At 65.1% G+C, this 25,501-nt stretch carries 26 protein-coding genes; 5 read left to right on the forward strand and 21 right to left on the reverse strand.

All coding sequences use genetic code 11. From position 1 onward, the window contains the following. Genes phnL through phnG form a run of 6 tightly spaced genes read right to left on the reverse strand, consistent with a single transcriptional unit; the run spans position 1 to position 4,569 of the window. A complete protein-coding gene (gene phnL / locus FBZ93_RS07745; protein ID WP_167528953.1) occupies positions 1-699 on the reverse strand; it encodes a phosphonate C-P lyase system protein PhnL in 699 nt (232 codons plus the stop codon). An 8-nt stretch (positions 700-707) separates the two neighbouring features. Further along, positions 708-1,505, reverse strand: coding sequence for a phosphonate C-P lyase system protein PhnK (gene phnK, locus FBZ93_RS07750; protein WP_146985322.1), 798 nt, complete (start codon positions 1,503-1,505; stop codon positions 708-710). Beyond that, the gene (locus tag FBZ93_RS07755; protein WP_146985323.1) at positions 1,498-2,382 is read right to left on the reverse strand and encodes an alpha-D-ribose 1-methylphosphonate 5-phosphate C-P-lyase PhnJ; all 885 of its coding nucleotides are present in this window, start codon (positions 2,380-2,382) and stop codon (positions 1,498-1,500) included. Before FBZ93_RS07755 ends, phnK begins: the two co-directional genes overlap by 8 nt. After that, positions 2,379-3,482, reverse strand: coding sequence for a carbon-phosphorus lyase complex subunit PhnI (locus FBZ93_RS07760; protein ID WP_146985324.1), 1,104 nt, complete (start codon positions 3,480-3,482; stop codon positions 2,379-2,381). Before FBZ93_RS07760 ends, FBZ93_RS07755 begins: the two co-directional genes overlap by 4 nt. A 3-nt stretch (positions 3,483-3,485) precedes the next feature. Beyond that, the gene (gene phnH / locus FBZ93_RS07765; protein ID WP_167528954.1) at positions 3,486-4,094 is read right to left on the reverse strand and encodes a phosphonate C-P lyase system protein PhnH; all 609 of its coding nucleotides are present in this window, start codon (positions 4,092-4,094) and stop codon (positions 3,486-3,488) included. Between the two features lie 4 nt (positions 4,095-4,098). Further along, complete coding sequence (phnG, locus tag FBZ93_RS07770) at positions 4,099-4,569, reverse strand: phosphonate C-P lyase system protein PhnG (RefSeq protein ID WP_146985326.1); 471 nt, start codon at positions 4,567-4,569, stop codon at positions 4,099-4,101. Between the two features lie 104 nt (positions 4,570-4,673). Between phnG and phnF the strand changes: the two genes are divergently transcribed. Next, positions 4,674-5,399, forward strand: coding sequence for a phosphonate metabolism transcriptional regulator PhnF (gene phnF, locus FBZ93_RS07775; protein ID WP_050423108.1), 726 nt, complete (start codon positions 4,674-4,676; stop codon positions 5,397-5,399). A gap of 73 nt (positions 5,400-5,472) precedes the next feature. Here phnF and FBZ93_RS07780 read toward each other — a convergent pair whose 3' ends face one another. The 3 genes from FBZ93_RS07780 to FBZ93_RS07790 all read right to left on the reverse strand — a co-directional run bounded on the left by FBZ93_RS07780 (position 5,473) and on the right by FBZ93_RS07790 (position 9,151). Further along, entirely contained in the window at positions 5,473-6,927 is a 1,455-nt protein-coding gene (locus FBZ93_RS07780; RefSeq protein WP_146985327.1) for a GntP family permease, read from the reverse strand. Between the two features lie 4 nt (positions 6,928-6,931). Then, positions 6,932-7,984 (reverse strand): patatin-like phospholipase family protein, encoded by a 1,053-nt coding sequence (locus FBZ93_RS07785; RefSeq protein ID WP_167528955.1) that lies wholly within the window; start codon positions 7,982-7,984, stop codon positions 6,932-6,934. 666 nt (positions 7,985-8,650) lie between these two features. After that, positions 8,651-9,151 carry a DUF1269 domain-containing protein gene (locus tag FBZ93_RS07790; RefSeq protein ID WP_146985329.1) on the reverse strand — a complete coding sequence of 167 codons (501 nt, stop codon included), beginning with the start codon at positions 9,149-9,151 and terminating at the stop codon, positions 8,651-8,653. A gap of 344 nt (positions 9,152-9,495) precedes the next feature. On the opposite strand from FBZ93_RS07790, the gene FBZ93_RS07795 reads away from it, so the two are divergent. Further along, positions 9,496-11,202 carry a Na/Pi cotransporter family protein gene (locus FBZ93_RS07795; protein ID WP_146985330.1) on the forward strand — a complete coding sequence of 569 codons (1,707 nt, stop codon included), beginning with the start codon at positions 9,496-9,498 and terminating at the stop codon, positions 11,200-11,202. 39 nt (positions 11,203-11,241) lie between these two features. Here FBZ93_RS07795 and phnE (FBZ93_RS07800) read toward each other — a convergent pair whose 3' ends face one another. The 4 genes from phnE (FBZ93_RS07800) to phnC form a co-directional block, all read right to left on the reverse strand. Beyond that, positions 11,242-12,090, reverse strand: a complete 849-nt coding sequence (gene phnE, locus FBZ93_RS07800) for a phosphonate ABC transporter, permease protein PhnE (protein ID WP_167528956.1) — start codon at positions 12,088-12,090, stop codon at positions 11,242-11,244. Beyond that, positions 12,087-12,971: a phosphonate ABC transporter, permease protein PhnE gene (phnE, locus tag FBZ93_RS07805; protein WP_146985331.1), complete on the reverse strand. Its 885-nt coding sequence runs from the start codon at positions 12,969-12,971 to the stop codon at positions 12,087-12,089. Before phnE (FBZ93_RS07805) ends, phnE (FBZ93_RS07800) begins: the two co-directional genes overlap by 4 nt. Positions 12,972-13,052: 81 nt before the next feature. Beyond that, positions 13,053-13,982: a phosphonate ABC transporter substrate-binding protein gene (phnD, locus tag FBZ93_RS07810; RefSeq protein ID WP_146985332.1), complete on the reverse strand. Its 930-nt coding sequence runs from the start codon at positions 13,980-13,982 to the stop codon at positions 13,053-13,055. Positions 13,983-14,057: 75 nt separating this feature from the next. Further along, positions 14,058-14,873, reverse strand: a complete 816-nt coding sequence (gene phnC, locus FBZ93_RS07815) for a phosphonate ABC transporter ATP-binding protein (RefSeq protein ID WP_050423113.1) — start codon at positions 14,871-14,873, stop codon at positions 14,058-14,060. Positions 14,874-15,072: 199 nt separating this feature from the next. Between phnC and FBZ93_RS07820 the strand changes: the two genes are divergently transcribed. The 3 genes from FBZ93_RS07820 to FBZ93_RS07830 are packed head-to-tail and all read left to right on the forward strand — an operon-like array spanning position 15,073 to position 17,621. After that, positions 15,073-15,738 (forward strand): chloramphenicol acetyltransferase, encoded by a 666-nt coding sequence (locus tag FBZ93_RS07820; protein WP_146985333.1) that lies wholly within the window; start codon positions 15,073-15,075, stop codon positions 15,736-15,738. Further along, entirely contained in the window at positions 15,735-16,907 is a 1,173-nt protein-coding gene (locus tag FBZ93_RS07825) for an alpha-D-ribose 1-methylphosphonate 5-triphosphate diphosphatase (protein WP_246667390.1), read from the forward strand. Before FBZ93_RS07820 ends, FBZ93_RS07825 begins: the two co-directional genes overlap by 4 nt. Before the next feature lie 21 nt (positions 16,908-16,928). After that, positions 16,929-17,621 carry a DUF1045 domain-containing protein gene (locus tag FBZ93_RS07830; RefSeq protein ID WP_146985335.1) on the forward strand — a complete coding sequence of 231 codons (693 nt, stop codon included), beginning with the start codon at positions 16,929-16,931 and terminating at the stop codon, positions 17,619-17,621. Positions 17,622-17,627: 6 nt separating this feature from the next. On the opposite strand, the gene hemC is transcribed toward FBZ93_RS07830, so the two are convergent. The 8 genes from hemC to cnbZ all read right to left on the reverse strand — a co-directional run bounded on the left by hemC (position 17,628) and on the right by cnbZ (position 25,071). Then, positions 17,628-18,599: a hydroxymethylbilane synthase gene (gene hemC, locus FBZ93_RS07835; protein WP_146985389.1), complete on the reverse strand. Its 972-nt coding sequence runs from the start codon at positions 18,597-18,599 to the stop codon at positions 17,628-17,630. Between the two features lie 102 nt (positions 18,600-18,701). Next, a complete protein-coding gene (pncA, locus tag FBZ93_RS07840) occupies positions 18,702-19,322 on the reverse strand; it encodes a bifunctional nicotinamidase/pyrazinamidase (protein ID WP_146985390.1) in 621 nt (206 codons plus the stop codon). Further along, the gene (locus FBZ93_RS07845; protein ID WP_146985336.1) at positions 19,322-20,140 is read right to left on the reverse strand and encodes an aspartate dehydrogenase; all 819 of its coding nucleotides are present in this window, start codon (positions 20,138-20,140) and stop codon (positions 19,322-19,324) included. Before FBZ93_RS07845 ends, pncA begins: the two co-directional genes overlap by 1 nt. Then, positions 20,140-21,558 (reverse strand): M20/M25/M40 family metallo-hydrolase, encoded by a 1,419-nt coding sequence (locus tag FBZ93_RS07850; RefSeq protein ID WP_146985337.1) that lies wholly within the window; start codon positions 21,556-21,558, stop codon positions 20,140-20,142. The genes FBZ93_RS07845 and FBZ93_RS07850 overlap by 1 nt, the downstream gene beginning before the upstream one ends. Before the next feature lie 117 nt (positions 21,559-21,675). Continuing rightward, positions 21,676-22,170 (reverse strand): Rid family hydrolase, encoded by a 495-nt coding sequence (locus FBZ93_RS07855; RefSeq protein WP_146985338.1) that lies wholly within the window; start codon positions 22,168-22,170, stop codon positions 21,676-21,678. Positions 22,171-22,195: 25 nt separating this feature from the next. Further along, positions 22,196-22,603, reverse strand: coding sequence for a c-type cytochrome (locus FBZ93_RS07860; RefSeq protein ID WP_246667391.1), 408 nt, complete (start codon positions 22,601-22,603; stop codon positions 22,196-22,198). Then, positions 22,603-24,195: a flavin monoamine oxidase family protein gene (locus FBZ93_RS07865; protein WP_146985339.1), complete on the reverse strand. Its 1,593-nt coding sequence runs from the start codon at positions 24,193-24,195 to the stop codon at positions 22,603-22,605. Before FBZ93_RS07865 ends, FBZ93_RS07860 begins: the two co-directional genes overlap by 1 nt. A 123-nt stretch (positions 24,196-24,318) precedes the next feature. After that, positions 24,319-25,071, reverse strand: a complete 753-nt coding sequence (gene cnbZ, locus FBZ93_RS07870) for a 2-amino-5-chloromuconate deaminase CnbZ (protein ID WP_146985340.1) — start codon at positions 25,069-25,071, stop codon at positions 24,319-24,321. Positions 25,072-25,501: the final 430 nt, after the last annotated feature.

The following is a 25,501-nucleotide window of genomic DNA, read 5'->3' on the forward strand; positions in this document are numbered from 1 at the left end:
TCAGGCAGCAGCGGCGAACGAGGTCACATCGACGATGCGATCGGCTATCAGATGGCGGATTTCGTCGTCATGGACAATCGCGACCATCGCGACGCCCTTGGTCTTTTTCTCCGCAATCAGCTCGACCACCACTGCGCGATTCGCCGCATCGAGCGAAGCGGTCGGTTCGTCCAGCAGCAGGATCGGCAGGTCCGAGATGAAGCCACGCGCGATGTTGACGCGCTGCTGCTCGCCGCCGGAGAAGGTCGAGGGCGGCAGGGTCCACAGCCGATCCGGAATGTTGAGCCGGCGCAGCAGTTTGCCGGCACGTTCGCGGGCCTCCTCGCGCGCCACGCCGTTGACGATCAACGGCTCGGCGACGACGTCGATGGTCGCCACCCGCGGCACCGCGCGCAGGAACTGGCTGACATAGCCGATCGTCGAGCGGCGGATGCTCAGCACCTGGCGCGGCTCGGCGGTCGCAAGGTCAACCACCTTGCCGTGGTGGCGGATGCCGATCCGGCCGCTGTCGCAGCGGTAATTGCCGAAGATCATCTTCAGGATCGAGGATTTTCCGGCGCCCGACGGGCCCGACAGCACCACGCATTCGCCGGGATCGACATGGAACGAGACGCCGCGCACCACGGGCAACTCGACGCCGCCCTGCAGATGCATGGTGAAGGTCTTCTCGGCGTTGGCAAGTTCGATCATCGCGGTCATTGGCAAGCTCATGGCGGCAGAATCGAGGAAACGAGCAGCTGGGTATAGGGCTCGCGGGGATCGTCGAGCACCTGGTCGGTGAGGCCGGTCTCGATGACGCGGCCGCCCTTCATCACCATCACGCGATGCGACAGCAGGCGCGCCACCGCGAGATCGTGGGTCACGACGATGGCGGCGAGGCCAAGCTCGCTGACCAGGTTGCGCATCAGGTCGAGCAGGCGCGCCTGCACCGAGACGTCGAGGCCGCCGGTCGGCTCGTCCATGAACACCAGCCGCGGCTCGGTGACGAGATTGCGCGCGATCTGCAGCCGCTGCCGCATGCCGCCGGAATAGGTCTTCGGCGCATCGTCGATGCGGCCGACATCGATCTCGACCCGATCGAGCCAGGTCGATGCGGTGTCTCTGATACGACCGTAGTGATTCCAGCCGACCGCCATCAGCCGCTCGCCGACATTGGCGCCGGCCGAGACACCCATGCGCAGTCCCTGCGCCGGATCCTGATGCACAAAGCCCCAGTCTGTGCGGAACAGGAAGCGCCGCTCCGCTTCGCCGAGTTCGGCGAGATCGCGCAGCACGCCGTCGCGCATCCGGTAGGACACCCGTCCCGCGCTCGGCGCGAGCTGCGCCGACAGCAGTTGCAGCAAGGTCGACTTGCCCGATCCGGATTCGCCGACGATCGCCAGCACCTCGCCGGGATAGAGCGCGAACGAGACATCGCGGCAGGCCGGCAGCCGGCCGTAATTCTTGGCAAGCCCCTCGGCCACCAGCAACGGCTCGTCGTTGTCGAGGCTCGAAAGCTCAGACATGCGCCTTCTCCTTATGCGGTGCTGCGCTCTCGGTGCCGCGATGGCCGGCGGCCTGGCGCTGCTCGCAGAAGTCGGTGTCGGAGCAGACGAACATCCGCCCGCCCTTGTCGTCGGTGACGATCTCGTCGAGATAGGAATTGTCGGCGCCGCACAGCGCGCAGGGCGCATTGAAGCGGTAGCGCGTGAACGGATGATCCTCGAAATCCAGCGACACCACCGTGGTGTAGGGCGGAATCGCGTAGATGCGCTTTTCGCGGCCGGCGCCGAACAGCTGCAGCGCCGCGCAATTGTCCATCTTCGGATTGTCGAATTTCGGGGTCGGCGACGGGTCCATCACGTAGCGCGCATTCACCTTCACCGGATAGGCGTAGGCGGTCGCGATGTGGCCGAAGCGCGCGATGTCCTCGTAGAGCTTGACATGCATCAGCCCATATTCGGCGAGCGCATGCATCCGCCGCGTCTCGGTCTCGCGCGGTTCCAGGAAGCGCAGCGGCTCGGGGATCGGCACCTGATAGACCAGCACCTGCCCCGCGTGCAGCGACGCCTCGGGAATCCGGTGCCTTGTCTGGATCACGGTCGCATCCGTGGTCGAGGTCGTGGTCGCGACTCCCGCGGTCTTGCCGAAGAATTTGCGGATCGAGATCGCATTGGTGGTGTCGTCCGAACCCTGATCGATCACCTTCAGCACGTCGTCGGGACCGAGGATCGCCGCCGTCACCTGCACGCCGCCGGTGCCCCAGCCATAGGGCATCGGCATCTCGCGGCTCGCGAACGGCACCTGATAGCCGGGGATCGCGATCGCCTTCAGGATCGCGCGGCGGATCATCCGCTTGGTCTGCTCGTCGAGATAGGCGAAGTTGTACGTCGGCGCGTTCATTCCGCGGCCTCCTGCAGTTCGACCGCCTGGTTGGCCTCGGCGAATTCCTGCCGCAGCTTGCGCAGCAGGCCGAGCTCGGACTGGAAGTCGACGTAGTGCGGCAGCTTGAGATGCTCGACGAAGCCGGTCGACTGGACGTTGTCGGAGTGCGACATCACGAACTCCTCGTCCTGCGCCGGCGCCCCCGCCTCTTCGCCGAGCTCGCGCGCGCGGAGCGCACGGTCGACCAGCGCCATCGACATGGTCTTGCGCTCGCTCTGGCCGAAGGCAAGGCCATAGCCGCGGGTGAAGCACGGCGCCTCGGTGGTCGAGCCCTTGAACTGGTTGACCATCTGGCATTCGGTCAGTTCGACCGAGCCGAGCGGCACCGCGAAGCCGACATCCTCGGCAAAGAATTCGACTTCGACTTCGCCGAAGCGGATCTCGCCGGCGAACGGATGGTTGCGGCCATAACCGCGCTGCGTCGAATAGCCGAGCGCGAGCAGGAATCCCTCGTCGCCGCGCGCCAGATTCTGTAGCCGCAGGTCGCGATCGGCCGGGAAGCTCAGCGGCTCGCGCGTGAGGTCGCCGACCGGCGCGTCGCTATCTGCCTGCGGCGACGTCTCGATCAGGCCATCGCGGCCGAGAATGTCTGTCACCCGCGGCGTTGCCGCCTGTGAGGCCTCCGCGGTCGCCGGCTGCTCCGGCACAAAGCCTTCCGCGAGCTGCGGGTCGAGCAGGCGATGGGTGTAGTCGAAGGTCGGCCCCAGGATCTGGCCGCCAGGAACGTCCTTGAAGGTCGAGGAGATGCGCCGCCGCACCTGCATCTCGCCGGTGTTGACCGGATCGGTCGCGCCGAACCGCGGCAGCGTGGCGCGGAAGGCGCGAACCAGGAAGATCGCCTCGATCATGTCGCCGCGGGCTTGCTTGATCGCCAGCGCCGCGAGCTCGCGGTCATACAGCGAACCCTCGGTCATCACGCGGTCGACCCCGAGCGCGAGCTGTTCGGAGATCTGCGCCAGCGTCACCTCGGGCACAGCGCGATCGCCACGCCGCTCATGCGCCAGCAGCCGATGAGCGTTCTCGATGGCGCGCTCGCCTCCCTTGACGGCTACATACATCGCTCACACTCCGCTTGCGATCAGCCGCGTGGTGCGCGGGATCGCGACAATATTGTCGTCATGGACCAGCACGACATCGATGCCGCGCGGGAACAGGACTTCGTTGACCGAAAGCCGCTGGAACAAATCGCGCGGCTTGAGCATCGCCTGCAGCACCGCGCTGCCGTCGATGCCGGGGCCTTTCAGCTCGAAAGCCGGGCCCTGGGTCAGGCTGTCGACCTGCAGGATCAGCGTGGTCGAGCGATCAGGATATTCGCTGCTGCCGAACGCGAAGCGTTCCAGCGCCGGCAGGTTCGCCGCATCGCCGATCAGCGCGAAGCTTGCGATCGAGGAATCCCCAACCACCGGCGCACTGGCGTGAAACTTGAGCCAGCGGGCGACATCCGGCGTCGCCGACATCGCGGCGTCGAGCCAGATCGGCGTGTCGTGATCGAACAGCGTCAGCGCGATCGCGGCCGAGCCGCGCATCATGCCGGCGGGTGTTCCGACATCAGCGGCGACGCGCTGCACGCTGCCCGGACGTGCCATCGCATCCATCACGGAACGGAACGTGGATTGCGCCGACAGCACCTTGTCGGCAAAGCCTGCGGGCATTTCGGCAATCGTCGTCATTGCGTCACCCCTCACCGCGCACCATCGTGTAGAAATCAACCCGCGTCGCCGCGGCCTCGGCGGCCTTGCGGGCGCGCTCGGCGTTCACAGCGGCACGCAGCGGTGCGATCACCTTTGCCTCGACCTCGCCGCACAATTCCGCGGACTGCACCATGGCGTCGCACAACGCGATCATCTGCGCCTTCTGCGCGTCGCGGCCGAGCGTGTAGCCGAAGCCGACCTCGCCGCTCGCGAGCCGCACCGCCGCGCGCGACACCGTCGCCTCGCCGAGATTGAACGGCGCGCCGTCGCCGCCGACCCGCCCGCGCATCATCACGAGGCCGTTCTCCGGCTCGCGCAGATTCTCATGCTTCGGGATCGCGATCGCAGCCAGCCTGCCCGCGATGTCGGCCGCGGCGGAATGCGCCAGCACCGTCATCGCGGCCTTGCGCTGGGCCTGCTTGCTGTCTGGTCCGGTCGAACTGGTCGAACTCATGTGCAACCTTGCTTGCATCAAGTTGTCTATGATAATAGACAACTTGATAGCCGAGCGCCATGACTGTTTCGTGACAAACCGAAGATTTCTGGTATCACCGCGCGATGAGCATGCAGGAAAGTTCCGGCGTCGCCTTGTGGCGGCAAGTCGCTGACGGCATCGAGCGCGGCATCGCTGACGGGCGCTTTGCTGCCGGCGAAAAGCTGCCGGGCGAGATGGAGATCGCCGAGACTTACCGGGTCAACCGCCACACCGTGCGGCGCGCGCTCGCCGCACTGGCGGAGCGCGGCCTGGTGCGCGCCGAGCGCGGCAGCGGCACCTATGTCGAAGCCCAGCGCCTCGCTTATCCCCTGCGCTCACGCACGCGATTTTCGGAGATCGTCGGTGCCGGCGGCCACGAGCCGCGCGGCCAGCTGATCGATGCCGGCAGCGATGTCGCCAACCGCGAGATCGCGCGCGAGCTCGGCCTGAAGATTGGCGCGCCGCTGATCCGGATCGAAGCGGTGCGGCTCGCCGACCGGACGCCGATCTGCGTCTCCACCACCTGGCTGTCGGCCGAGCGGTTTCCCGATGCCGGTAGCGTGTTCGCCGACGTTCGCTCGATGACGAAGCTGCTCGGGCATTACGGGGTGAAGGATTACCACCGCGCCTCGACCCGGATCACCGCGGCGATTGTCGATGCCACCGACGCCGCACGGCTCGATCTGCCGCTGGGACGGCCGGTGCTGGTGGTCGACGCCACCGACGTCGACATGCTGGACCAGCCGCTGGTAACCAAGCGCTCGCGCTTCGCCGCCGAGCGCGTGGAATTCCTGGTCGAGAACGGCTGACGGTCCCCTCTGCAATCCGAACTGGAAGATTAAGCAGTCGTCGCACGCCCGCGGCATCACCCGCGCGCGCCGACTAAAAAGATCCGAGCACCGAACCCAACGCGATAACGATGGCCAAGGCAATGATCGGCCCAACGATATTGGCCATCACCATGTCGAAGTAGCTCTTGCGATGGGTCGAGCCGCAGACCGCGAGCAGTGTCACGACGGCGCCGTTGTGCGGCAGACTATCCAGGGTGCCGGAGCCGATCACGGCAACCCGGTGCATGAGCCCCGGGTCGATATGGGCAGTCTGCGCAATTTGCAGGTATGTGTCGCCAAGGGCATCGAGCGCAATGGTCAATCCGCCGGAAGCGGAGCCGGTCAATGCGGCAAGGATATTTGTCGCGATGGCGAGAGAAACGAGTGGACCGCCGGAGATCGACAGCATCCAGTCGCGCACCAACGCAAAGCCCGGCAGTGCGGCGACGACGGCTCCAAAGCCGACCAGGCTTGCGACGCTGAAGATGGGGAGCACCGAGGCGTTGGCGCCGGCATCCATGCTCGCCCTCAAATCCGTCAGACGGGGTCGATTGAGCGCGATGAGCGTTGCCGTGGCGGCGGCGAGAGCAACTGCGACCGACCACACCCCGGCAACGCCGGCAAGGGATGTCTCGCCCCAGCGCTCCTGCGCGAGGAACGAAAAATCGAGGCGCGGCAGGATCAGGAGCGACATCAGCAGGTTCACGCCCACGACCACGAGGAGCGGGACGACCGCCGTGCCGATCGGTGGCGGCACATCGCCGCGCTTGCCACGCGCTATTTCGGCCGGATCGAACTCGTGGGACGATGTAGCGCGCTCGCGGATGAATTGATCGTCAGCGACCGCTCCGCTGACGAGCCCTTCGTCTCCGCCATAGCCTTCACCGGTCTTGCGCGCCGATTCCTCGGCGCGGCTGAGCCACCAGAGCCCGAATGCGAGCATGATCGCAGCAGCGACGATTCCCAATCCGGGCGCCGCAAACGGCGTGGTTCCGAAGAACGGCATCGGAATCGTATTTTGAATCGCGGGCGTTCCGGGCAGTGCCGACATCGTGAATGTGGAGGTGCCCAAAGCGATGGTGGCCGGCATGAGACGATGCGCGATGTTCGCGACGCGAAACATTTCCCGTGCCATCGGCGCCAAAACGAAAAAGGCGACGAAAAGGCTTACCCCGCCGTAGGTGACGATCGCGCCGGCAAGCACCACAGCGAGGATTGCACGACGCGCCCCTAGCTTGGTGCTCATGAAATGGGCGATGGCGTGGACCGATCCGCTGTCGTCCATGAGCTTGCCGAACAGCGCACCGAGCAGAAATATTGGGAAGAATTGCGCGATGAACTGCGCAGCGCCGCCCATGAACGTCTGCGTCCAATGGGCAAGCAAGGGCTCTTCGGCGAAAGCCGCAGCGACGATCGCGGCAGCCGGCGCCAGGAGGAGCACGCTCCATCCGCGGAACGAGAGCCAGATGAGCAGGCCAAGGGCAACCAGGATTCCGACGAGGCCCATGGCGTCAAACCTGCTGCAAGAGCAAATCCAAATCCATCGAGGAGCGCCGGCCGATGTTCCGGTCGTTCGCGGCGAGGAATGCCTCCGCGGCACGGCGGCCCTCGTCGCGCAGCATGCAGAGAAAATCCCACTCGGCATTCAGCTTTGACGACACGCCGAGCTCGGCCAGCACCTTGCTCGCGATCAGATGAATGCGCATCTCAGCCCATTTGCGTCCCTCGGAGCTGCCGGCGTCCGCGACCTGCCGCAGCAGCGCGATCATGCGCAACTCCTTGAGCAGCGTGGCGTTGAATGCAACCTCGTTCAACCGATCGAGGATCTCGCGCGCAGAGCGCGGTGTCCCGGGTCGCTCGACCGGATTGACCGCGACGAGAAGCGTGTCATGCGAGTTGCACTCGCGTACGAGCGGCGTGATCGTCGGGTTCCCGGAGTAGCCGCCATCCCAATAGGGCTCGCCATCAATCTCTATTGCGCGGAACAGAGTCGGCAAGCAGGCGGAAGCGAGCAGAACGTCGGGTGTAAGCTCGGCGTTGCGAAACACGCGCCCGCGGCCGGTATGAACGTTGGTCGCCGTCACGAACAACCGGATCGGGGAGTTCGCGATCTGTCGAAAATCGACCGACTCGGCGAGGACCTGGTGCAAAGGGTTTGTACCGGCAAGATTCAGGTCGTAGGGCGAAAACACGCGGCTCGCCAGATCGAAGGCGAGATAGAAGGGCGACGTATCAAGGGTCCAGCGACCGAGGATGACGTCCAGCGGGCTTCGCCGAATGGGACTGAACCGCGCTGAGTCAGCGACCCGCCGCCAGAAGGCCTCCAATGCAGACTTGGCACCGGCCGGGCCATTGGTCATAAAACCGCCCGCCAGCACGACGGCGTTCATCGCGCCGGCCGACGTGCCTGATATCGCCTCGATACGCAGCCACGGCTCATCCATGAGCCGATCGAGCACTCCCCAGGTAAAAGCGCCGTGCGATCCACCACCCTGCAGCGCGAGATCGACCAGAACGACATCGCGCGCTTGGCCCGCGCGTGTTTGCGGCTCCTTCAAGGACATCGCGGGCTCCGACTGGCGTGCGGCCACGTCGCCGTCGGCGAACGACAGACAAGGAAGCCGTCAGCTCCTGCCAGGGAGCGGTTGCGGGAGTGGCCGCGGACGCTCGATTCCTGGCCGACCAGGTCTCGGAGGCCGAGTGATCGGGCCGTGGCCCGGCCGTCGCCATCCGTGCCATCCGGCCGGACCACCCCAGCCCATGCCGCGCCTTGAACCAAAACCACACCGATACCAGCCGCCACCGCGCCATCCCCTGCTGTACCAACAGTAGCGCTGGCCCCTCCAGGTGAATTGGACGGTTTCCGCGAGACGAAGCTCGTCGGCGGCCTGACGCAGGCCCAGCGGCGCAATAAAGCCGGCTTGCGTACGACCGCTGGTCGCCGTAATCGCCACCGAAGCAATTCCAAGTGCGAGCCCCCATAGAAGCAATCTTCGCATGATTTTCTCCCGGCTTTTCACGGCGCGGAAGGCAACCGGCTGAGCGGCCGCGGAGCCGCATGGCTGCAGCCGGCCTCCTTCACGGGCGATCCCGCCCAGGGATCGATGCCGTTGGGCTGATCCCTACGCAAAGCTGTAGCGTATTCGGCTGCCACAGCGACTGCCGTGACAGCGCAGCGACTACCGTTCCCGGCGATGCTTTGACGCTGGCGCCAGGCTTTGCCTCACTCGCTAGGCAGCCTTAGCTTGAGTTGCGGCTGCGAGCGTGTCGCGAAGGTGCTGCTCCTTCTTTTCATCGAGCGAGGTCGTCAGGACGATCCCTCCCGCATCCTTGATCGCATTGAGAACCTTGTCCGAGGTCATAGACTTGATCAGCAGGAACAGAACGGCATCTCCCGATTTCACCTTCGACGCGAGATCCTTCATGAACTGGTCTCTGATCCCGAAATCGGTCAGCGCACCGCTCAAAGCGCCTGCGCCGGCTCCGAGAGCCACGCCGAGAAGAGGATTCAGGAAGACCATCCCCAAGAGCAGCCCCCAGAAGCTGCCACTGGCGGCGCCGGTCATGGTGGTGTTCACAAGTTGATTGAGCTTTACGGAGTCCCCGGTTTTGACTGCGATCACGGCATCGCTGATCGTGATCAGATACTCGCCTTGAAGCTTAAGTATTTTTTGCCGAACTTCCTCTGCTTTGACTTCGGATGGGTACACGATCGCAACGAGATCTGACATTGAACACTCCCTGATGGCTCGAAGTGCTGCCCCAATTCCGCGCGTGATGCACCGCCGAAACTTAGCACAGACCCGAAAGCCTCTTGCCGCCCAATCATGCACGCAGCTTCACAATCCCGAGATGTTTTTAGCGCTCGGTGCAATTGAGTAAGCGACATTGTCGCATGTGTCTCGAACAAGGAGTCGCGGGAAGCCTGTCTGCCGCGCCGTTCTGAGTTCGAGCCGCGCGACCAAAAGCCGTCGCTTGATCCGCCGGATGACAAACCCTCATCCCGTGCTGACTTCAAGGCGCCGCTGCTTTAGCTTGATTGGTCCAATTGTCGGTGCACCGCGAAGAGAGCACGATGTCGACGGTGATTTCGATCCTCGGTGGAGTTGGTCTGTTCCTGCTTGGCATGAGCGTCATGACCGCCGGCCTCAAGGGACTCGCCGGATCAAAGTTGCGGACGGTCCTAAGCAAGGCAGCGGCGACCCCGCTGTCCGGTGCGCTGTGGGGCGCCATCGTGACCTTGATCGTGCAATCGTCCAGCGCGACGACCATGACCACCATCGGTCTGGTAAGCGCGGGCGTGCTGACCTTTCCGCAAGGGCTGGCCCTCGTGTTCGGCGCCAATGTCGGAACCACGGGAACCGGCTGGCTCGTTGCGCTGATCGGCGTTCGCGTCTCCCTCACGGCTGCGGCGCTCCCGATGATTTTCGTCGGCGCGCTGATCAAACTATTGGGCGGTGGCCGTGTATCCGCCGCGGGAGCAGCCCTTGCGGGGTTCGCGCTGGTGTTGTTCGCGCTCACGACCTTGCAGCAGGGCATGGGAGGACTAGCCGAACAGTTGCACCCGGCGGACTTGCCGGCCGTTCTCGGCACCACCTGGTGGGCGAGCTTGTACGGGGTGCTGGCGCTGGCGGTCGTCGGACTGGTGATGACCGCCGTGATGCAATCATCGACCGCGGCTATCGCGGTGACACTCTCGGCACACTATGCGGGAGCCATCGGCCTGGACCAGGCATGCGCACTGATCATTGGGCAGAACATAGGAACGGCGACCAGTTCTGCCATGGCGGCAATCGGTGCGAGCAGCACCGCCAAGCGATTGGCCTTGGCGTACATCTTGTTCAAGCTGATTGCGGCGGCTATTGCGCTGGTGCTCTTCCCCGTGACTATTCCCCTTCTGGTCGGCGCCTCGGACAGCATTGGTGGCGTCACGCTCCTTGCAGCCTATCACACCGCCTACAACGTCATCGGCGTCCTGGTGCTGCTGCCTGTGATCAATGGCTTTACCCGGTTCGTCGAGCGCATCCTGCCCGAACGAGGCTCACCGCTGACCAGGTGCCTGGATCCAGCAGCGCTCGCGACCCCGGTCGCAACCATTGAGGCAGGGCGACGCACAGTCGCGCGCGCGCTTGAAGCGATGTGCGGATCATTGGCGACAGCACTGTCAGCAGCGAATCAAGACGCCTCCGTCCCGGCGGGACAGAACACAGTGCCAGCGGCGGAAGCTGCCTCTGCCCTGCGCCAGGCACGGGAGTTCATGTCAGAGGTAAGTGGACCGCCTGAATCGCAGGATGAGCGACGGCGGCTCACCAGCACACTGCATGCCCTCGACCACGCGTCTCGCCTCGCCGAAATCTTCGGCGAGGAAATCGAACTCGGTATGCCGCCCCGCGGCTCCCAGGACATGCACGCGGTGGAAATCTGCGTGGAGGCCATGCGTAGCGCGGCATCGCTCGCTGCCGAAGTCGCCGTCGTGCCCGACGCTTCCGATAACGCCGCGGAAATCAAGCTGAGAACTGCGCCGACGCGGTCGCTCACCCCAGAGAAGGAACTCGCCTCAGCCGGGACATTGACCGAGCAGGCCCTTGCGCATCTGGAACACTGCGCGAAAGCGCTCGGCGAAGTGCGGAGAGAGCACCGTAAGGCTACGCTCGCCTCAGTGGCGAGTGGCACGGCGGTCGCGGACGACGCAATCGCCCGCGTCGATGCAGTACGGCGCCTTGACGCGCTCGCGCATCACGCCTGGCGCTCCGCCGCGCATCTTCTCGGCCACGGCGCATAGTGCGGAACAAGAATCGCGGGGGCCCGCAAGTCGCGTAGGCTAGACCACGGCGCGCTGGCCGATGATGGCAAAGCGCAGCTTGCTGGAGATGAAGTCAATCGCGGCGACTGCGATCAGGATCATCAGGATCAGGAACGACACCTTCTGCCATTCCAGCACGCGGATCTGCTCGGCGAGTTGCAGGCCGATGCCGCCGGCGCCGACGATGCCGATGATGGTGGCCGAGCGCGTGTTCGACTCGATGAAATAGAGCACCTGCCCGGCGATCACGGGCAGCACCTGTGGCAGCAGGCCGAAGCGGATTTCATGCAGCGCGTTGCCGCCGGAGGCGCGGATGCCCTCGACCTGCTTGCGGTCCGCCGCCTCGATCGCCTCGGAGAACAGCTTTCCGAACGCGCCGAAGTCGGACACCATGATCGCCAGCACGCCGGCGAACGGGCCGAGGCCGACGACGTTGATCCAGACCAGCGCCCAGATCAGCGTGTCGACGCCGCGGATCGAATCCAGGAAGCGGCGCACCGGAAAGCGGATCAGGTTCGACGGGATGACGTTGCGCGCCGCCAGCAGGCTGACCGGCAGCGCCAGCAGCGCCGCAAGCGTGGTGCCGAGCAGCGCGATCGACAGCGTCTCGCCGAGCGCCTGCATATAGAGCGGGAACGACGAGCCGGGGTTCGGCGGGATCATCATCATGGTGATCCAGCCGAGCTGGCTCATCCCCGTGATCAGCTTGGTCGGCGAGAAGTCGAGATCGACCAGGCCGTAGACGAAGATCGCGAGCGCCCCCACGATCATGGCCGGCATCGCCAGCCGTGCCGACGCGGGACGTTCGAACACGCCCGGGTACTTGGCCCGCAGCTCCGCAGTGTCCGGTCGCGGCATCTGGCTCATCGACGGGTCTCCTTGCCGAACAGCCGGCCGCGCAGCCAGCCGGTCGAGATGTCGATGATGAAGACGGTGACGATGATGGTGACGAGGATCGCGCTGACGTCGGAATAGTAGAACTTGCGGATCGCGACCACGAGCTCCTGCCCGATGCCGCCGGCGCCGACGAAGCCCATCACCGACGCCTCGCGGACGTTGATCTCGAAGCGCAGCAACGCGTAGCTGGCGTAGCCCGCCGAGACCTGCGGCAGGATGGCAAAGCGCATGCAGGACAGCCAACTTGCGCCGGTGGAACGGATGCCTTCAACCGGCTTCATGTCGGCATTCTCGACGATCTCGGCGAACAGCTTGCCGAGCGCCCCGGTGGTGTGGATCGCGATTGCCAGCACGCCGGCCATCGGGCCGAGGCCGAACGCGATCACGAAGATCAGCGCGAACACGATGCCGGGCACGGTGCGGGCGAATTCCAGCAGGCGGCGGACGATGAAGCGCACCCACGGACCCGGCGAGGTGTTCTGGGCGGCGAAGAAATTCAGCGCAAACGCGAACACCGCGCCGGTCAGGGTGCCGACATAGCTGATCAGCAGGGTCTCGCCCAGCAGGCGCAGCCACTTCTTCAGGCCCCAGAACCATTCCAGCGGATCGGTCCAGACCCGCGCACCGGAATCCAGCGTCAGGATGCGGTCGAAATAGCTGAGGAAGTTGCCGAAATAGGTGAAGAACGTGTGCAGGTTCACATCGGCGCCGAGCGCCGCGACGAACAGCGCCGCACAGAACACCGCCGCCGCGACCGTCGCCTTCAGCCGCTTGCGCGCGACCGCCTTGCGATAGGCATCGTTCAGCGTCGCCAGTTGCTGCGCTGGAAGGATGGAAATGGCGGTCGCCATCGATGCGGGCCAGTCTGCTCGAGGAATGAACGAAAAGGGCCGGGTTTCTTCAACCCGGCCCAATTCAGCGGCGACGCCCGATCAGGACGCCTTCTTGCGCAGGGCGTCGACGAACTTGATCAGCTCGATGGTCTTGTCGTAGTCGGCGTTGGTAACCGGCTGCCACGGCTGGTTCTTGCCATCGGAGAGCTTCTTGAAGGCTTCCGGATCCTTCTTCGGCATGTCGAGGAAGGCCTGCTTGATCTTCGCCTTCATGTCGTCGGGAAGGCTCTCGAGATAGGCGTAGGGCGAGTTGATGATCAGGTCGGACTTCACGATGATGCGGAAGTCTTCCTTCTTCAGCGGCGTGCCGTCGCTCGACTTCACCATGTTCTTGGCGAGCATGCGGGTCAGGTTGGAATCGTCGTCGGCATTCCACCAGTTGGCGGCGACGTCGACGGTGCCCTGCGCCAGCGCCAGCACGGCGTTCTCGTGGCTGCCGGTGAACACGACCTTGGAGAAATAGGCGTCCGGATCGATGCCCATCGCGTTCAACTTGAAACGCGGCATGTTGTTGCCCGAGGTCGAGTTCGGATCGACCAGGCCGAGGTTCTTGCCCTTGAGATCTTCGACCTTCTGGTACGGGCTCTTGGCGAGCACGTAGAACACCGAATAATAGCCCTTCGAACCATCGGCATTGACGTCGATCACGAATGCATCGGTCTTGACGCCGGTGAGACGGGCGCGGGCGAACGATGCCGGACCGTAATAGCCGATGTGGATGTTGCCGGCGCGCTGGCCCTCGATGACGGCCGCGTAGTCGTTGGCGACGCGCAGGTTCACCTTGATGCCGAGCTCCTTCGACAGATACTCGGTGAGCGGGCCGTAGCGCTCGGTGACGCCGGAGCCGTTTTCGGCGGGGATCACGGCGAAGGTGATCTCCGGATACTTGGCCTTCCAGTCCTCGGCCGAAGCCGACCCAGCGAATGCCAGCGCGGCTGCGCCGGCCAGAATGATACGACGAGTGATCATGTTACCCCTCTTTGGTAGTTGCGCCTGTTGGCCGGGCGAAATGCCCGGTTGCCCAGATTTTCGGTAATGCGACGCTCAGGCCGCGGCAGCGGTGCCGAGCGCCGGAGCAGTTGCGCCGTCGGGCGCAGGCAGCGGCGCCGCGCCGATGACGTCATTGGCCTCGAGGTCGTAGAGCTCGCGGGCGATATGGTCGGTCAGCGCCGCAGGCGCGCCGTCGAACACCACGCGACCTGCCGCCATACCGACCAAACGGTCGCAATAGGTGCGTGCGAGGTCGAGCGAGTGCAAATTGCAGAGCACGGTGATGCCGAAATGCTTGTTGATGCGCAGCAGCGCATCCATCACGATCTTGGTGTTGCGCGGATCGAGCGAGGCGATCGGCTCGTCGGCGAGAATGATGTCGGGCTCCTGCACCAGCGCGCGGGCGATCGCGACACGCTGCTGCTGACCGCCGGAGAGCTGGTCGGCGCGCTGGGCCGCGAGCTGGGCGATGTCGAATTGCTCGAGCGCGGACAGCGCGAGCGCCCTGTCCTGCTCCGGCCAGACCTGCGCCAGCGAGCGCCAGGACGGAATCTGGGCGAGCCGGCCCATCAACACGTTGGTCAAGACGTCGAGCCGGCCGACCAGATTGAACTGCTGAAAAATCATCGCCGAGCGCGCCCGCCACTGCCGCAGCGCCTTGCCGCGCAGCGCGGTCACGTCGGTGCCTTCGAACAGGATACGGCCGGAGGTCGGATCGGCGAGGCGGTTGATCATCCGCAGCAAGGTCGACTTGCCGGCACCGGAGCGGCCGATCACGCCGACGAAGCTGCCCGGCGCGATCGAAAAGGATGCGTTGTCGACTGCGGCTTTTGTGCCGAACCGGCACGTCAAACCTTCCACCACCAGCATGTAATGCTCCAACCGCGCCGCGTTGGGCCATCGCTATCCCCGGCGTTTTACAGTTATGTGACGACCGCGCTGCGGTGCGGCGATCGTCCACACCCCGTCCTCGTCGTCTCTTGCCGTCATCGCAACGTCATGATGTTGTCATCAAGCATCCCGAAGACGAGCGCGCATCCCCGGAAGCTAAAGATTTGCGGAGGCCCTGATGGCCGGAAAAACACTCTCGGTTGTGCCGACCGTCGACCCGACTGCGTCGGTGCGCGAGAGCAAGCTCGGCAAATATACCGAGGTCGGCGCGCGCACGATCCTGCTTGAAGTCAGCATGGACGACTATTCCTACGTCGTGAACGACAGCCAGATCACCTACAGCTCGATCGGCAAGTTCTGCTCGATCGCGGCGATGACGCGGATCAATCCCGGCAACCACCCGATGCATCGCGCGACCCAGGCGCATTTCACCTACCGCGCCAGCGCTTATTTTCCCGGAGAGAGCGACGACACCGAGTTCTTCAACTGGCGACGTGCGCATCACGCGCATATCGGCCATGACGTCTGGATCGGTCACGGCGCGATCGTGCTCGCTGGACGGAATATCGGAACCGGCGCAGTCGTCGCCGCCGGCGCGATCGTGACCAAGGATGTCCCCGCCTACACCATCGTTGCCGGTAATCCGGCGCGCCCGGTGAAGCGGCGCTTCTCCGAGACAACAGCTGATCGACTCACAGCACTCGCGTGGTGGGACTGGGATCACGAAACACTTCGCCGTGTCTTGCCCGACTTTCGCAAGCTTGCGGTTGAGGAATTCCTCGACAAGTACGAGGCCGAGGCCGTATCCCAATCACAAACCAAACAACGGAGCGCCGCATCGTGACGGACATTTTCATCGAGGGCGAACGCACGCTGGTTGATGGTGCCTTGGTCGAGACCTCGCTGCGGACCTCAGGCCGCGACATCGGCGCGCTGGACGCCGAGCAGGGCCGCGCCGCGCTTCATATCGATGCGACGGGCCTCCTGGTGCTGCCCGGCATCATCGATCTGCACGGCGATGCGTTCGAGCGGCAGATGATGCCGCGCCCGGGCGTCGACTTTCCGACCGACGTGGCGCTGATCGACAGCGACCGGCAGGCGATCGCCAACGGCATCACCACCGTGTTCCACGGCACGACCTGGTCGTGGGAGCCCGGTCTGCGCAGTGCGGAAAATGCGCGCAAGCTGCTCGATGCGATCGAGGCGCTGCGGCCGCAGCTCGCCGCCGATACGCGCTTCCATCTGCGCCACGAGACCCACAATCTCGAAGCCGAGGCCGAGATCATCCAATGGCTCACCGAAGGCCGCATCGACCTGTTCGCCTTCAACGACCACAGCAACATCAAGCCGACGAAGCGCAACCAGCTGGCTGAGCGCACGGGGCTTTCGCTCGAGGCCGTCAACGAGATGCTCGACCGGATCGTGTCGCGTCGTCCTGAGGTGCCAGCCTCGATCGCGCGGCTGGCCGCGGCCGCACGCGCGGCTGATATCCGCATGCTCTCGCATGACGACAACAGCCCGGCAATGCGCCAGGAGTTCCGCGCGTTGGGCGCCACGATCGCCGAATTCCCGGTCAATGTGGAGACCGCGCGGGATGCCGCGGCCGCGGGTGACTTCATCGTGTTCGGCGCGCCCAACGTGGTGCGCGGCGGCAGCCACACCGGCTGGACCAAGGCATCCGACATGATCGCACAGGGCCTCTGCTCGGTGCTGGCATCGGACTACTATTATCCGGCGCAGCTGCTCGCGGCGTTCCGCCTCGCCGCCGACGGCATCCTGCCGCTTGCCAAAGCCTGGGACCTGATCTCCTCGGCGCCGGCGCGCGCGGCCGGGCTCGCCGATCGCGGCGTGCTCGCCGCAGGCCGCCGTGCCGACATCATCGTCGTCGACGACAAGGCACCCTTGCGGCCGCGCATCGTTGCGGTGATCGCGGCCGGACGTCTGGTGCATCTGGCGGATGCGAGCTGCCTCGTCCATTCGCTGGCACCGCGCAAGACGGTTGCGGCGGCGTAGCGCGGCTCGATGTATCCTGCCATGGCCAACACGCCGCGTTACGCGATCTACTACGCACCGTCACCCGACAGCGCGCTGCACCGCTTCGGTTCGGCGCTGCTCGGCTACGATGCGGTTGATGGTGACGACCTGCCGTTTCCTGATGGCGTCACGCCCGACTGGCGCGAAGTGACGGAAGACCCCCGCAAGTATGGCTTCCACGCCACGCTGAAGGCCCCAACCGCGCTCGCCGACGGCAGGAACGAGGCCGAGCTTCTCGCTGCCTGCGCTGCCTTCGCCGGCAAGGCCCGGCGCATTCCCGTGATCGAGCCTGTTGTCGATGCGATCAGCGGCTTCATCGCCGTGATTCCGGCTAAGCGCTCCGACGAACTCCAGCAGCTTGCCGCCGATTGCGTCACCGAATTCGACACCTTCCGCGCACCGCTGACGCCTGAAGATCGCGCACGGCGCAAACCCGAACGTCTCACGGAGCGGCAGCGCGATTATCTCGACCGCTGGGGCTATCCTTACGTCATGGAAGAATTCCGCTTCCACATGACGCTGACCGGGCGACTGAGCGACGAGCGGCGCGGCCCGATCGTGGCGCAGCTGCGCGAGCGGTTTGCGACGATCGACCTCACGCGGCTCGCGATCGACCGCATTGCGTTGTTCAAGCAGGCCGATAGCGCATCACGCTTCCGGATCATCGACAGCTGGCCGTTGCGCGCGCAATAACGGACGCTATTCGTCGACCCGAGTGCGGGCGATGATCTCGGCGGCGCCCTTCGCGAGCAACTCCATCCCGACGGCGCGGCCGAGCTCACGCGGCCGATCGGCGGGCCCGCTCCGCGTCACCTCGATGAAGCCGGCGCCGGCCTCGTCGAGCACCGAGGCGCGCAGCGTCATCTCGGCTCCCGCGAGCGTGGCGTGGCCGGCAATCGGCGAGTTGCAATGGCCGTTAAGCACCCAGAGCACCTCGCGCTCGGCCTCGGCGGCCAGCCGCGACTGCGCGTTGTCGATCGCGGCTAGCCGCGCCCGCGTCGCCCAATCGGTCTCGACGCATTCGACCGCGACGATGCCCTGGCCCACCGCCGGCAGCATTTCGTTGACGGAGAAATCATGCGCGATGCGCGCGGTCATGCCGATGCGCTCGAGGCCGGAGCGCGCCATGACAAGCGCATCCGCCGGCCCCACCTCGCCGCCATCGGGCAGCCGCTGCTTGTCGCCACGATCGAGTTTTGCAACGCGCGTGTCGGCGGCGCCGCGATAGTGAATCACGGTCGCCTCCGGAAACAGCCGCCGCAGATAGGCGGCGCGGCGCACCGCGTTGGTGCCGATCATGAAGCCCTTGCCGCGTGCGGCGCGCAGCGTGTCCAGCGACAAGCCGGGACGCAGCACGAGGCTGTCATTGGCGGCGTCGCGCGCCAGCATCGCCGCAAGGACGAGACCCGGCGTCTCCTCATTGCCCGGCACGTCCTTCAGCGAATGCATCGCGGCCTGCAACGTGCCGGCACGCATGGCCTCGCGGATCTCGGCGACGAAGGCGCCGCCCTTGCCGCCGTGGCGCAGCAGCTTGCTGGTCTGGTCCTGATCGCCCCGGGTCTCGAACTTGACGATCTCGACGGCAAGGTCACCCGCCGAGGCGCGCAGCAGCCGCGCGACCTCGTCCGTCTGCGCGAGCGCCATCGCGCTCTTGCGCGTCCCTATCCGCAAAACCTGTCCCGACACGAAAGCTCCGCTGCGTGATCATCAACGGCTGGGGATTAGAACAAAAGGCCAGTCAAAACAATGGTTTTTGCCCTCGCCGGGCCAGGCTCAGGCGACCTCCTCGACCAGCGCCACGCCGGCCTCGCGCATCGCCGCCGTGGCGGAAGCAAGCGAACCATCGAGGTCGATGGCGCGGCAGCCCGGCAGCACGACCGTGGTCTCGAATCCTAGCCGCCGCGCGTCGAGCGCCGAATATTGCACGCAGAAATCCGTCGCGAGCCCGGCCATCACCACGCGCTTGAGGCCACGCTCGCGCAGATAGCCGGCGAGCCCCGTCGGCGTCGTCCGGTCGTTCTCGAAGAACGCCGAATAGGAATCGATCGCGGCCCGGAAGCCTTTGCGGATCACGAGCTCGGCCCGGTCGGTGGCGAGACCGGGATGAAACGCCGCTCCCGCCGTACCCTGGACGCAATGATCCGGCCAAAGCGTCTGCGGCCCATAGGGCATGGTGACCGAGGAGAATGGTGCAGCACCCGGATGCGAGGTCGCAAACGAGCTGTGGCCCGCCGGATGCCAATCCTGAGTCAGCACGACATGGTCGAAGCGGCCGGCGAGCTGGTTGACCACGGGCACGACGGCATCGCCGTCGGCAACCGCCAGCGCGCCGCCGGGGCAGAAATCGTTCTGCACGTCGATGATCAGGAGCAGATCGCCGGGCAGAATCTTCATCACGTCCCGATCCGTAACGACGCGCGCAGCTTGCGCAGGCAGGCAATCACCGACAACGCGGTGATGCGGCCGGTCTTGGGGTTTTCCGAGGGGATGTTCTCGATCATCATCGAGAACCGCGCGGAATCGGAATCCACCTCGATGCGATGGGTGTTGCGCGTCACCGTCGGATCGGCCCAGATCTCGACCCTGGTACGATCGGGGCCGATGCCGGCGAGCGACAGCGCCACCGCGACGTTGAGATTGGCGGGAAAGCCCTTGACGGCATCGCGCGCGCTGCCTTCGAAGATGCGCAGCGGCTCGGTGATCCCTTCGATCTTGATGTTGTTCTCGACCAGATGCGGCGCGCCGAGCAGACCCGCGACCGGCTTCCGCGTCACCAGCTTGGCCGAATGAATGGTCCCGATCGCCGCTGCGGTCACGGCGTCGAGCCCGATCAGCGCACCGGTCGGCACGATGATCTGGCCGCCATGCGCCCTGGCGAGATCGACGAGATCCTCATTCTGCAACAGTGCGCCGACGCTGAGCACAACAGCGGTCTTGCCGCGCTCGACCACCGGCGCCACGATCGAGCGGACCACCTTGCTCGGGGCGCACTCGACCACGATGTCGGCGACATCGGCCAGCTGCTCGATCGTCACCAGTTCCGGCGCGGACTGGAGCTCCGCGACCCAGCCGCGGTGCTTGTCCGGGCTGTTCGCAGACACCGCAACCAGCGTCAGGCCCTCGATGCCCTGATCGAGCGCCTTGACGACGTCAGTGCCGATCGCGCCGAGGCCGGCGACCGCTACCCGCAGCTTTGTCTTGTTGTCAGCCATCATTTCCCGCCAGCGAGCATCTTGACCAGGCGATAAAGATACTCCTGCCCCTCATAGAACGATTTGACGAGCACGCGCTCGTCTTTGCCATGGTTCCGGTTGTCATCGACATCGGCGCCGAGCCCGGAATGACCATAGGTCGGAATTCCCGCGTTGCGCAGGTAGCTGCCGTCGGTGGCACCGGTGCTCATGACCGGCACGATCGCGGCATCCGGCCAGAACTCCTTCGACAGCTTCTCGATCGAGCCCATGATCTCTTCGTTCAGGGGCGACGGCGGACTCAGCACGGCCTTGCCGGTCGGGGTCACCGCAATCTGCTTGTCGTCGAGCACGCGCTCGATCGTCGCCTGAACACCTTCGACCGGCTCGCCGGGCAGGATCCGGCAGTTCACCTTGGCGGTTGCCAGTTGCGGCAGTGCGTTGATGGCGTGGCCGCCCTCCAGCATGGTCGCGACGCAGGTGGTGCGGAGCTGCGCATTGTAGCCGGGATTCTCCGACAGCCGCGCCAGCGCTGCCGGGTCGGGTTGCGGCGCCAGGATGGCCTTGATGTCGTCGGCATGCGGCTTGTCGACCTCGGCGGTCTTGGTGAAATAGATCCGCGTCGTCTCGTTGAGATTCATCGGGAAGTCGTATTTGGAAAGCCGGACGAGGCCGTCCGCGAGGCGGTAGATCGCATTGTTCTTGCGCGGCAGCGACGAGTGCCCGCCGCTATCCTTGACGGTAAGCTGATAGCCGATCGAGACCTTCTCGCTGGTCTGAACGCTGTTGCGGATCGCCTTGCCGTTCTTCAGGCCGACGCCGCCTCCTTCGTTGAGCGCGAACTCGGCGTCGATCAGGTCGCGGTGGTTCTTGATCAGCCACTGCATGCCGAGAGCGTTGGCATCGAGGATCTCCTCGTCGGTCTCGAGGGCGACGATGATGTCGCGGTCGGGCTTGTAGCCCTCCTTCTTGTAGCGGATCAAATTGGTGATGAAGGCGGAGGCCATGTATTTGTCGTCGCTCGAGCCGCGGCCGTAGAAATAGCCGTCCTGCTCGGTAAGCTTGAACGGATCGACCGACCAGTCCTCGCGAAGCGCAGGGACGACGTCGATATGGGCGACCAGGAGGATCGGCTTGCGCGCGCCGGAGCCGTGCAGCCGCGCCACCAGATTGCCCTTGTGCGGCGCCGGCGAGAACACGTGCACGTCGCCTTCGGGGAAGCCGGCGGCGCGGAGCCGCGCGCCCATCGCCTCGGCCGCCTTCTGGGTGTCGCCGGTCGCGGTGGTCGTGTTGATCTCGACCAGTTCCTGGTAGATGCCGCGGGCGAATTGCTGCTGCTCGGTCAGTCCCTGCGCGCCGGCGCCGGACGCAAGCAGCACCGGAGCGAGCGCCGCCGCGAGCTGCAGTGATCGAACCATGTTTCGGGCCTTGTGCGACATCGTGCTCTCCCAGAATTCCACCACCTGATTGGAGATGAATTCAGACAGGCGACACGCGCTTTGGCAAGACTGCGAGCCCTTCAATTTCCGCGCGCATGCTCCGCGCTTTCGCGCACGCTATTTGGAGTCCTTATCCTTGGCCGCGATCACCTCGATCTCGACCAGGAAGCCGGGATTGGCGAGTGCCGCGACGCCGACCACCGAGCGCGCCGGCAGGTTCGGCTGGCTGCCGCCGAAGAACTGGGTGTAGCCCTCCATGAAGGCCTTGAAGTCCATCGGCGCGGACGCGTTGTGGACCAGGAACACCTGCATTTTGACGACGTCGCCCATGCCAAGCCCCTGGCCTTCCAGGATGGCCTTGATGCGGTTGAGCACACCGACGGTCTGGGTCTTGGTGTCGCCATAGGCCTGCGGGCTCGACTGATCGGCATCCTTGTTGACGACCGGCGGCACCTGGCCGCTGACATAGACCGTCGTGGTGTTGCCGGTGACGGTCACGGCCTGCGCGATCGGGAATGTCGAGTTGGGTATCGGATGCCTGACCACGTCAGCGGAGGCCGTGGTCGCCATCGCCGACAGCGCGGCGCCCAACACAATACCGATCAATTTCATCAAACTCTCCCCGTGAGTTGCGTGGTCAGCGGCGGGCGTCTTGAACGTCCTTGGTCGTCACCGCGTCCTGATAGTTGTTGCCGAAGTGCGTCCGCAGATAATTCACAACGGCGGCCACTTGACCATCGGTCATCATGTCGCCGAACGCCGGCATGCCGCGGCGGCCGTTGATGACGAGATAGATCGGATAGCTGCCGGATTCGAGATTCTTGTTGCCGGCGAGCGAGGGATAGGTGCCGGCGCCGCTCGCGCCTGTCGCATCCGGCATGTGGCAGCCCTGGCAGACATTGCCGAACAGCTCTTCGCCGGTCATCTCCACGAAACGGTAGCCCGAAGAGAAGGTGCGCTTGCCCGCCCCGCTGTCCTGACCAGGCGCCGCGGTCGCCGACAGCAGCAGCAGCGCCGCGACAACGGATGTTCCTGTCTGCTTCATCACGTCTTCACCACGCGTTCGTGCATTCGGGTAATGGCGTCGAGCGCGGACAGGATCGCACCCTCCTGCCAGGCCGGCAGCTGCGAAGCGTGCTCGCCCGCCAGCGCGATGCGGCCGTCGATCTGGCAGAGATTGCGATAATGCTGCGCCCGCCCGGCTTCGGTCCATTCGCCGGCACAGCCGAGCGTGAACGGCACCCGATGCCACGCCACCGCGACGCCGTTCTCGAACTCGCTCTTGTACTGCGGATGGATCTTGGCGCCGAATTCGACCGCGCTGGCGACCCGCTCGGCCGGCGTCATCGCCGTGAACTCGAAGGAATTGGCGCCCTCATACAGATAGGCGCCGAGCAGCACGCCGCGGCCGCCGCGGTTGAAGCCATAGTTCGGATAGCCGATATTTCGGATCGGCAGGTCCGTATAGCTGATGCCGCCGTAGATCGCCTCATCCTCCTCCCAGAACCGCCGCTTGAACTGCAGCCCGACCTTCACCGAGGCGGCGTAGGGCAAGGAATCGATCGCATTCTTCATCGGCCCGCTGACGTCCAGAGGCAGCTGGCTCAGGATCGGCAGCGGGATGGTGCAGATGCACCAGTCGGCGGTCGCCTGCTGCACCGCGGATGGACTGGCGGTGTCGACATAGCTCACGGTGACGCCCGAGCCGTTCTGCTGGATCTGCGTGACCTTGGCGTTATAGCGGATGAGATCACCGACCTCGCGCGCGAACGCCTTGCCGATCATGTCCATGCCGCCGACCGGCTGAAACATGGAGGGCTGGAAATCGTAGCGCGCAAAGCTTTGGACGTAGCGCCACATCCGCGAGCGCAGCAGCTCCTGGAGCGAGATCGGATCGCTGGGCAGCGGATCGCCCATCAAGCCGCCGCCGGGATCGCGCGCATATCCGCGGACGTCGGCGGAGCGCAGGTTGGCATTATACTTGTAATCGCGATCCAGCGCGCCCCAGTCGCGCAGTGCCTGCAGCAGGATCTCCTGATCTTCCTTGCTGACGAACTCGTCGAGCCTGCCCTGCCGGCTGACCTTCGCCAGCAGCTCCGCCACCCCGCCCTGGAAATCCGCCTTGATGCTGCGAAAGCGTTGCGGCTTGCCGTCGAATGCACGCGTCGCGTGCAGATAGGCGTTGTGGTTGAGCTGGATGAAGGGCTCCAGCGTCACGTTGAGCCGCCGGCAGTAATCGAGCAGCGCGCGATGATGATAGGGAATCCGCCACGGGCCGGGATTGAGATAAAGCCCCTGCTCGAACTGGCAGGTCTGCTTGAAGCCGCCGAGCTCGGTGAAGCTGTCGCCGCCGCGGATCGACCAGTTGCGGCCGCCCGCGCGATTGTTGAATTCGAGGATCTGGATCTTGTAGCCGGCCTTGCGCAGCTCCAGCGCCGCCGTCATGCCGGCAAGTCCGGCGCCGAGGATCAGCACCGAAGCGCCCTTCACGTCGCCCGTGAGCTTGAGCGGTCCCTTATAGGCGGACTCGGATGCGAAGCCGAGGCTCGTCATCGTGTGATACATCGCCGAACTGCCGGCGATAGTCCCGATCAGCGCCAGCAAATCCCGCCGCCTGATCACAGATTGGTTCTGCACCCGCGTTCACCCAGCCACTGACGTCGATGTCGAAGGGAAACGGTTGACGCGACCCGTGTCAAGAAAGGGCACGCACTTCCACATGCAGCCACACGCGCTTTTGATGCGTCACGCACCGATACATCACACCACACGCTCGCGATGCACACGCCGGCAATCCATTTCAAAGTCGAGCCCGACCACCGGCGGCCGATCGAAATGCCAGGTCAGGCCGTTGCGCAGCACGCCGCGGCGGCCGAGCTCGCTTACGAGCGCCGGATAGGCGTCGTGGACGGTGTAGAGCTGCACCGCGGTGGTGTCCTTCCAGGTGCTGCCGAACGCGCTCATGCGGCGTTCCATCTCGCCCAGGACAAATTTGGCCTTCGCCAGGATGCCGGCCGGACTGGTATCGCCGGGCGCGACCGTGTGATCGCGATAGTTCGCCTTGCCCTCGACGGACTCGCCGCTACCGGCAACGACGAAGCTCGACGGCGCATCCTTCGCAGCCGGCACCGTGTAGCAGAAGGCGTGGAAGCTCGGCTCGGCGGGCGGATCGAGTTTTGGACAGACATTGCTGCGCGCCACCGGATTGACGCCGTCGCGCATCACGCCCCAGGCGACCAGCGTCTCGATGTAGATCTCGTTGAAGGCCTTGAACCCATCCTCGGTGAACGGCGCCGGCGAGCGCAGTTCACAGGCGCCGAACGCGGTCAGCGGACGGCCGGCGGCGCTGACAATATCGGCAATCCGCTCGAAACCCGCGCTCAGCGGCACCGGCTCGGCGAACCTGACGCGCTCGATGGCATAACCGGGCAGCGCACTGACGCCGCAGGAATATTGACTGACGCCGGGCATGAAGCGGTAGCCGCCGTCGGGAGCCTCGATGGTGCTGGTCATGGTGCCTCTTGTATGGATGCGGTCGTCACGCCGACGTCATTTCGCGATGCAGGATACACACGAACCGCTCGATTTCATCACGGCTGTCGTCCTGGCGAAAGCCAGGACCCATAACCACCGCGTTTGATTGTGAACGGGACCGTGGCCCCAGCGTCGCGCAACAATGCGCAGCTGGGGTAATGGGTCCTGGCTTCCGCCAGGACGACACCGCATGTGTGGCCCGGCCCGCATCCACAATCGTCGTCCCGGCGAAGGCCGGGACCCATACGCCGCAGCAGACGTTGTAGGCGCGACTCGTCGTTCCCGCATCGCATGACAATCTGCATTCGTGGTTATGGGTCCCTGTGTCTGGATTGTCTGTCATGATGGGGTGGGCGGGAAGCCGTTGGGTCCTTGGCGCTTGACGCCGTGAGCCGGCTCGGTCTCCCGC

Source organism: Bradyrhizobium macuxiense (assembly GCF_007993935.1).
Taxonomy (GTDB): domain Bacteria; phylum Pseudomonadota; class Alphaproteobacteria; order Rhizobiales; family Xanthobacteraceae; genus Bradyrhizobium; species Bradyrhizobium macuxiense_A.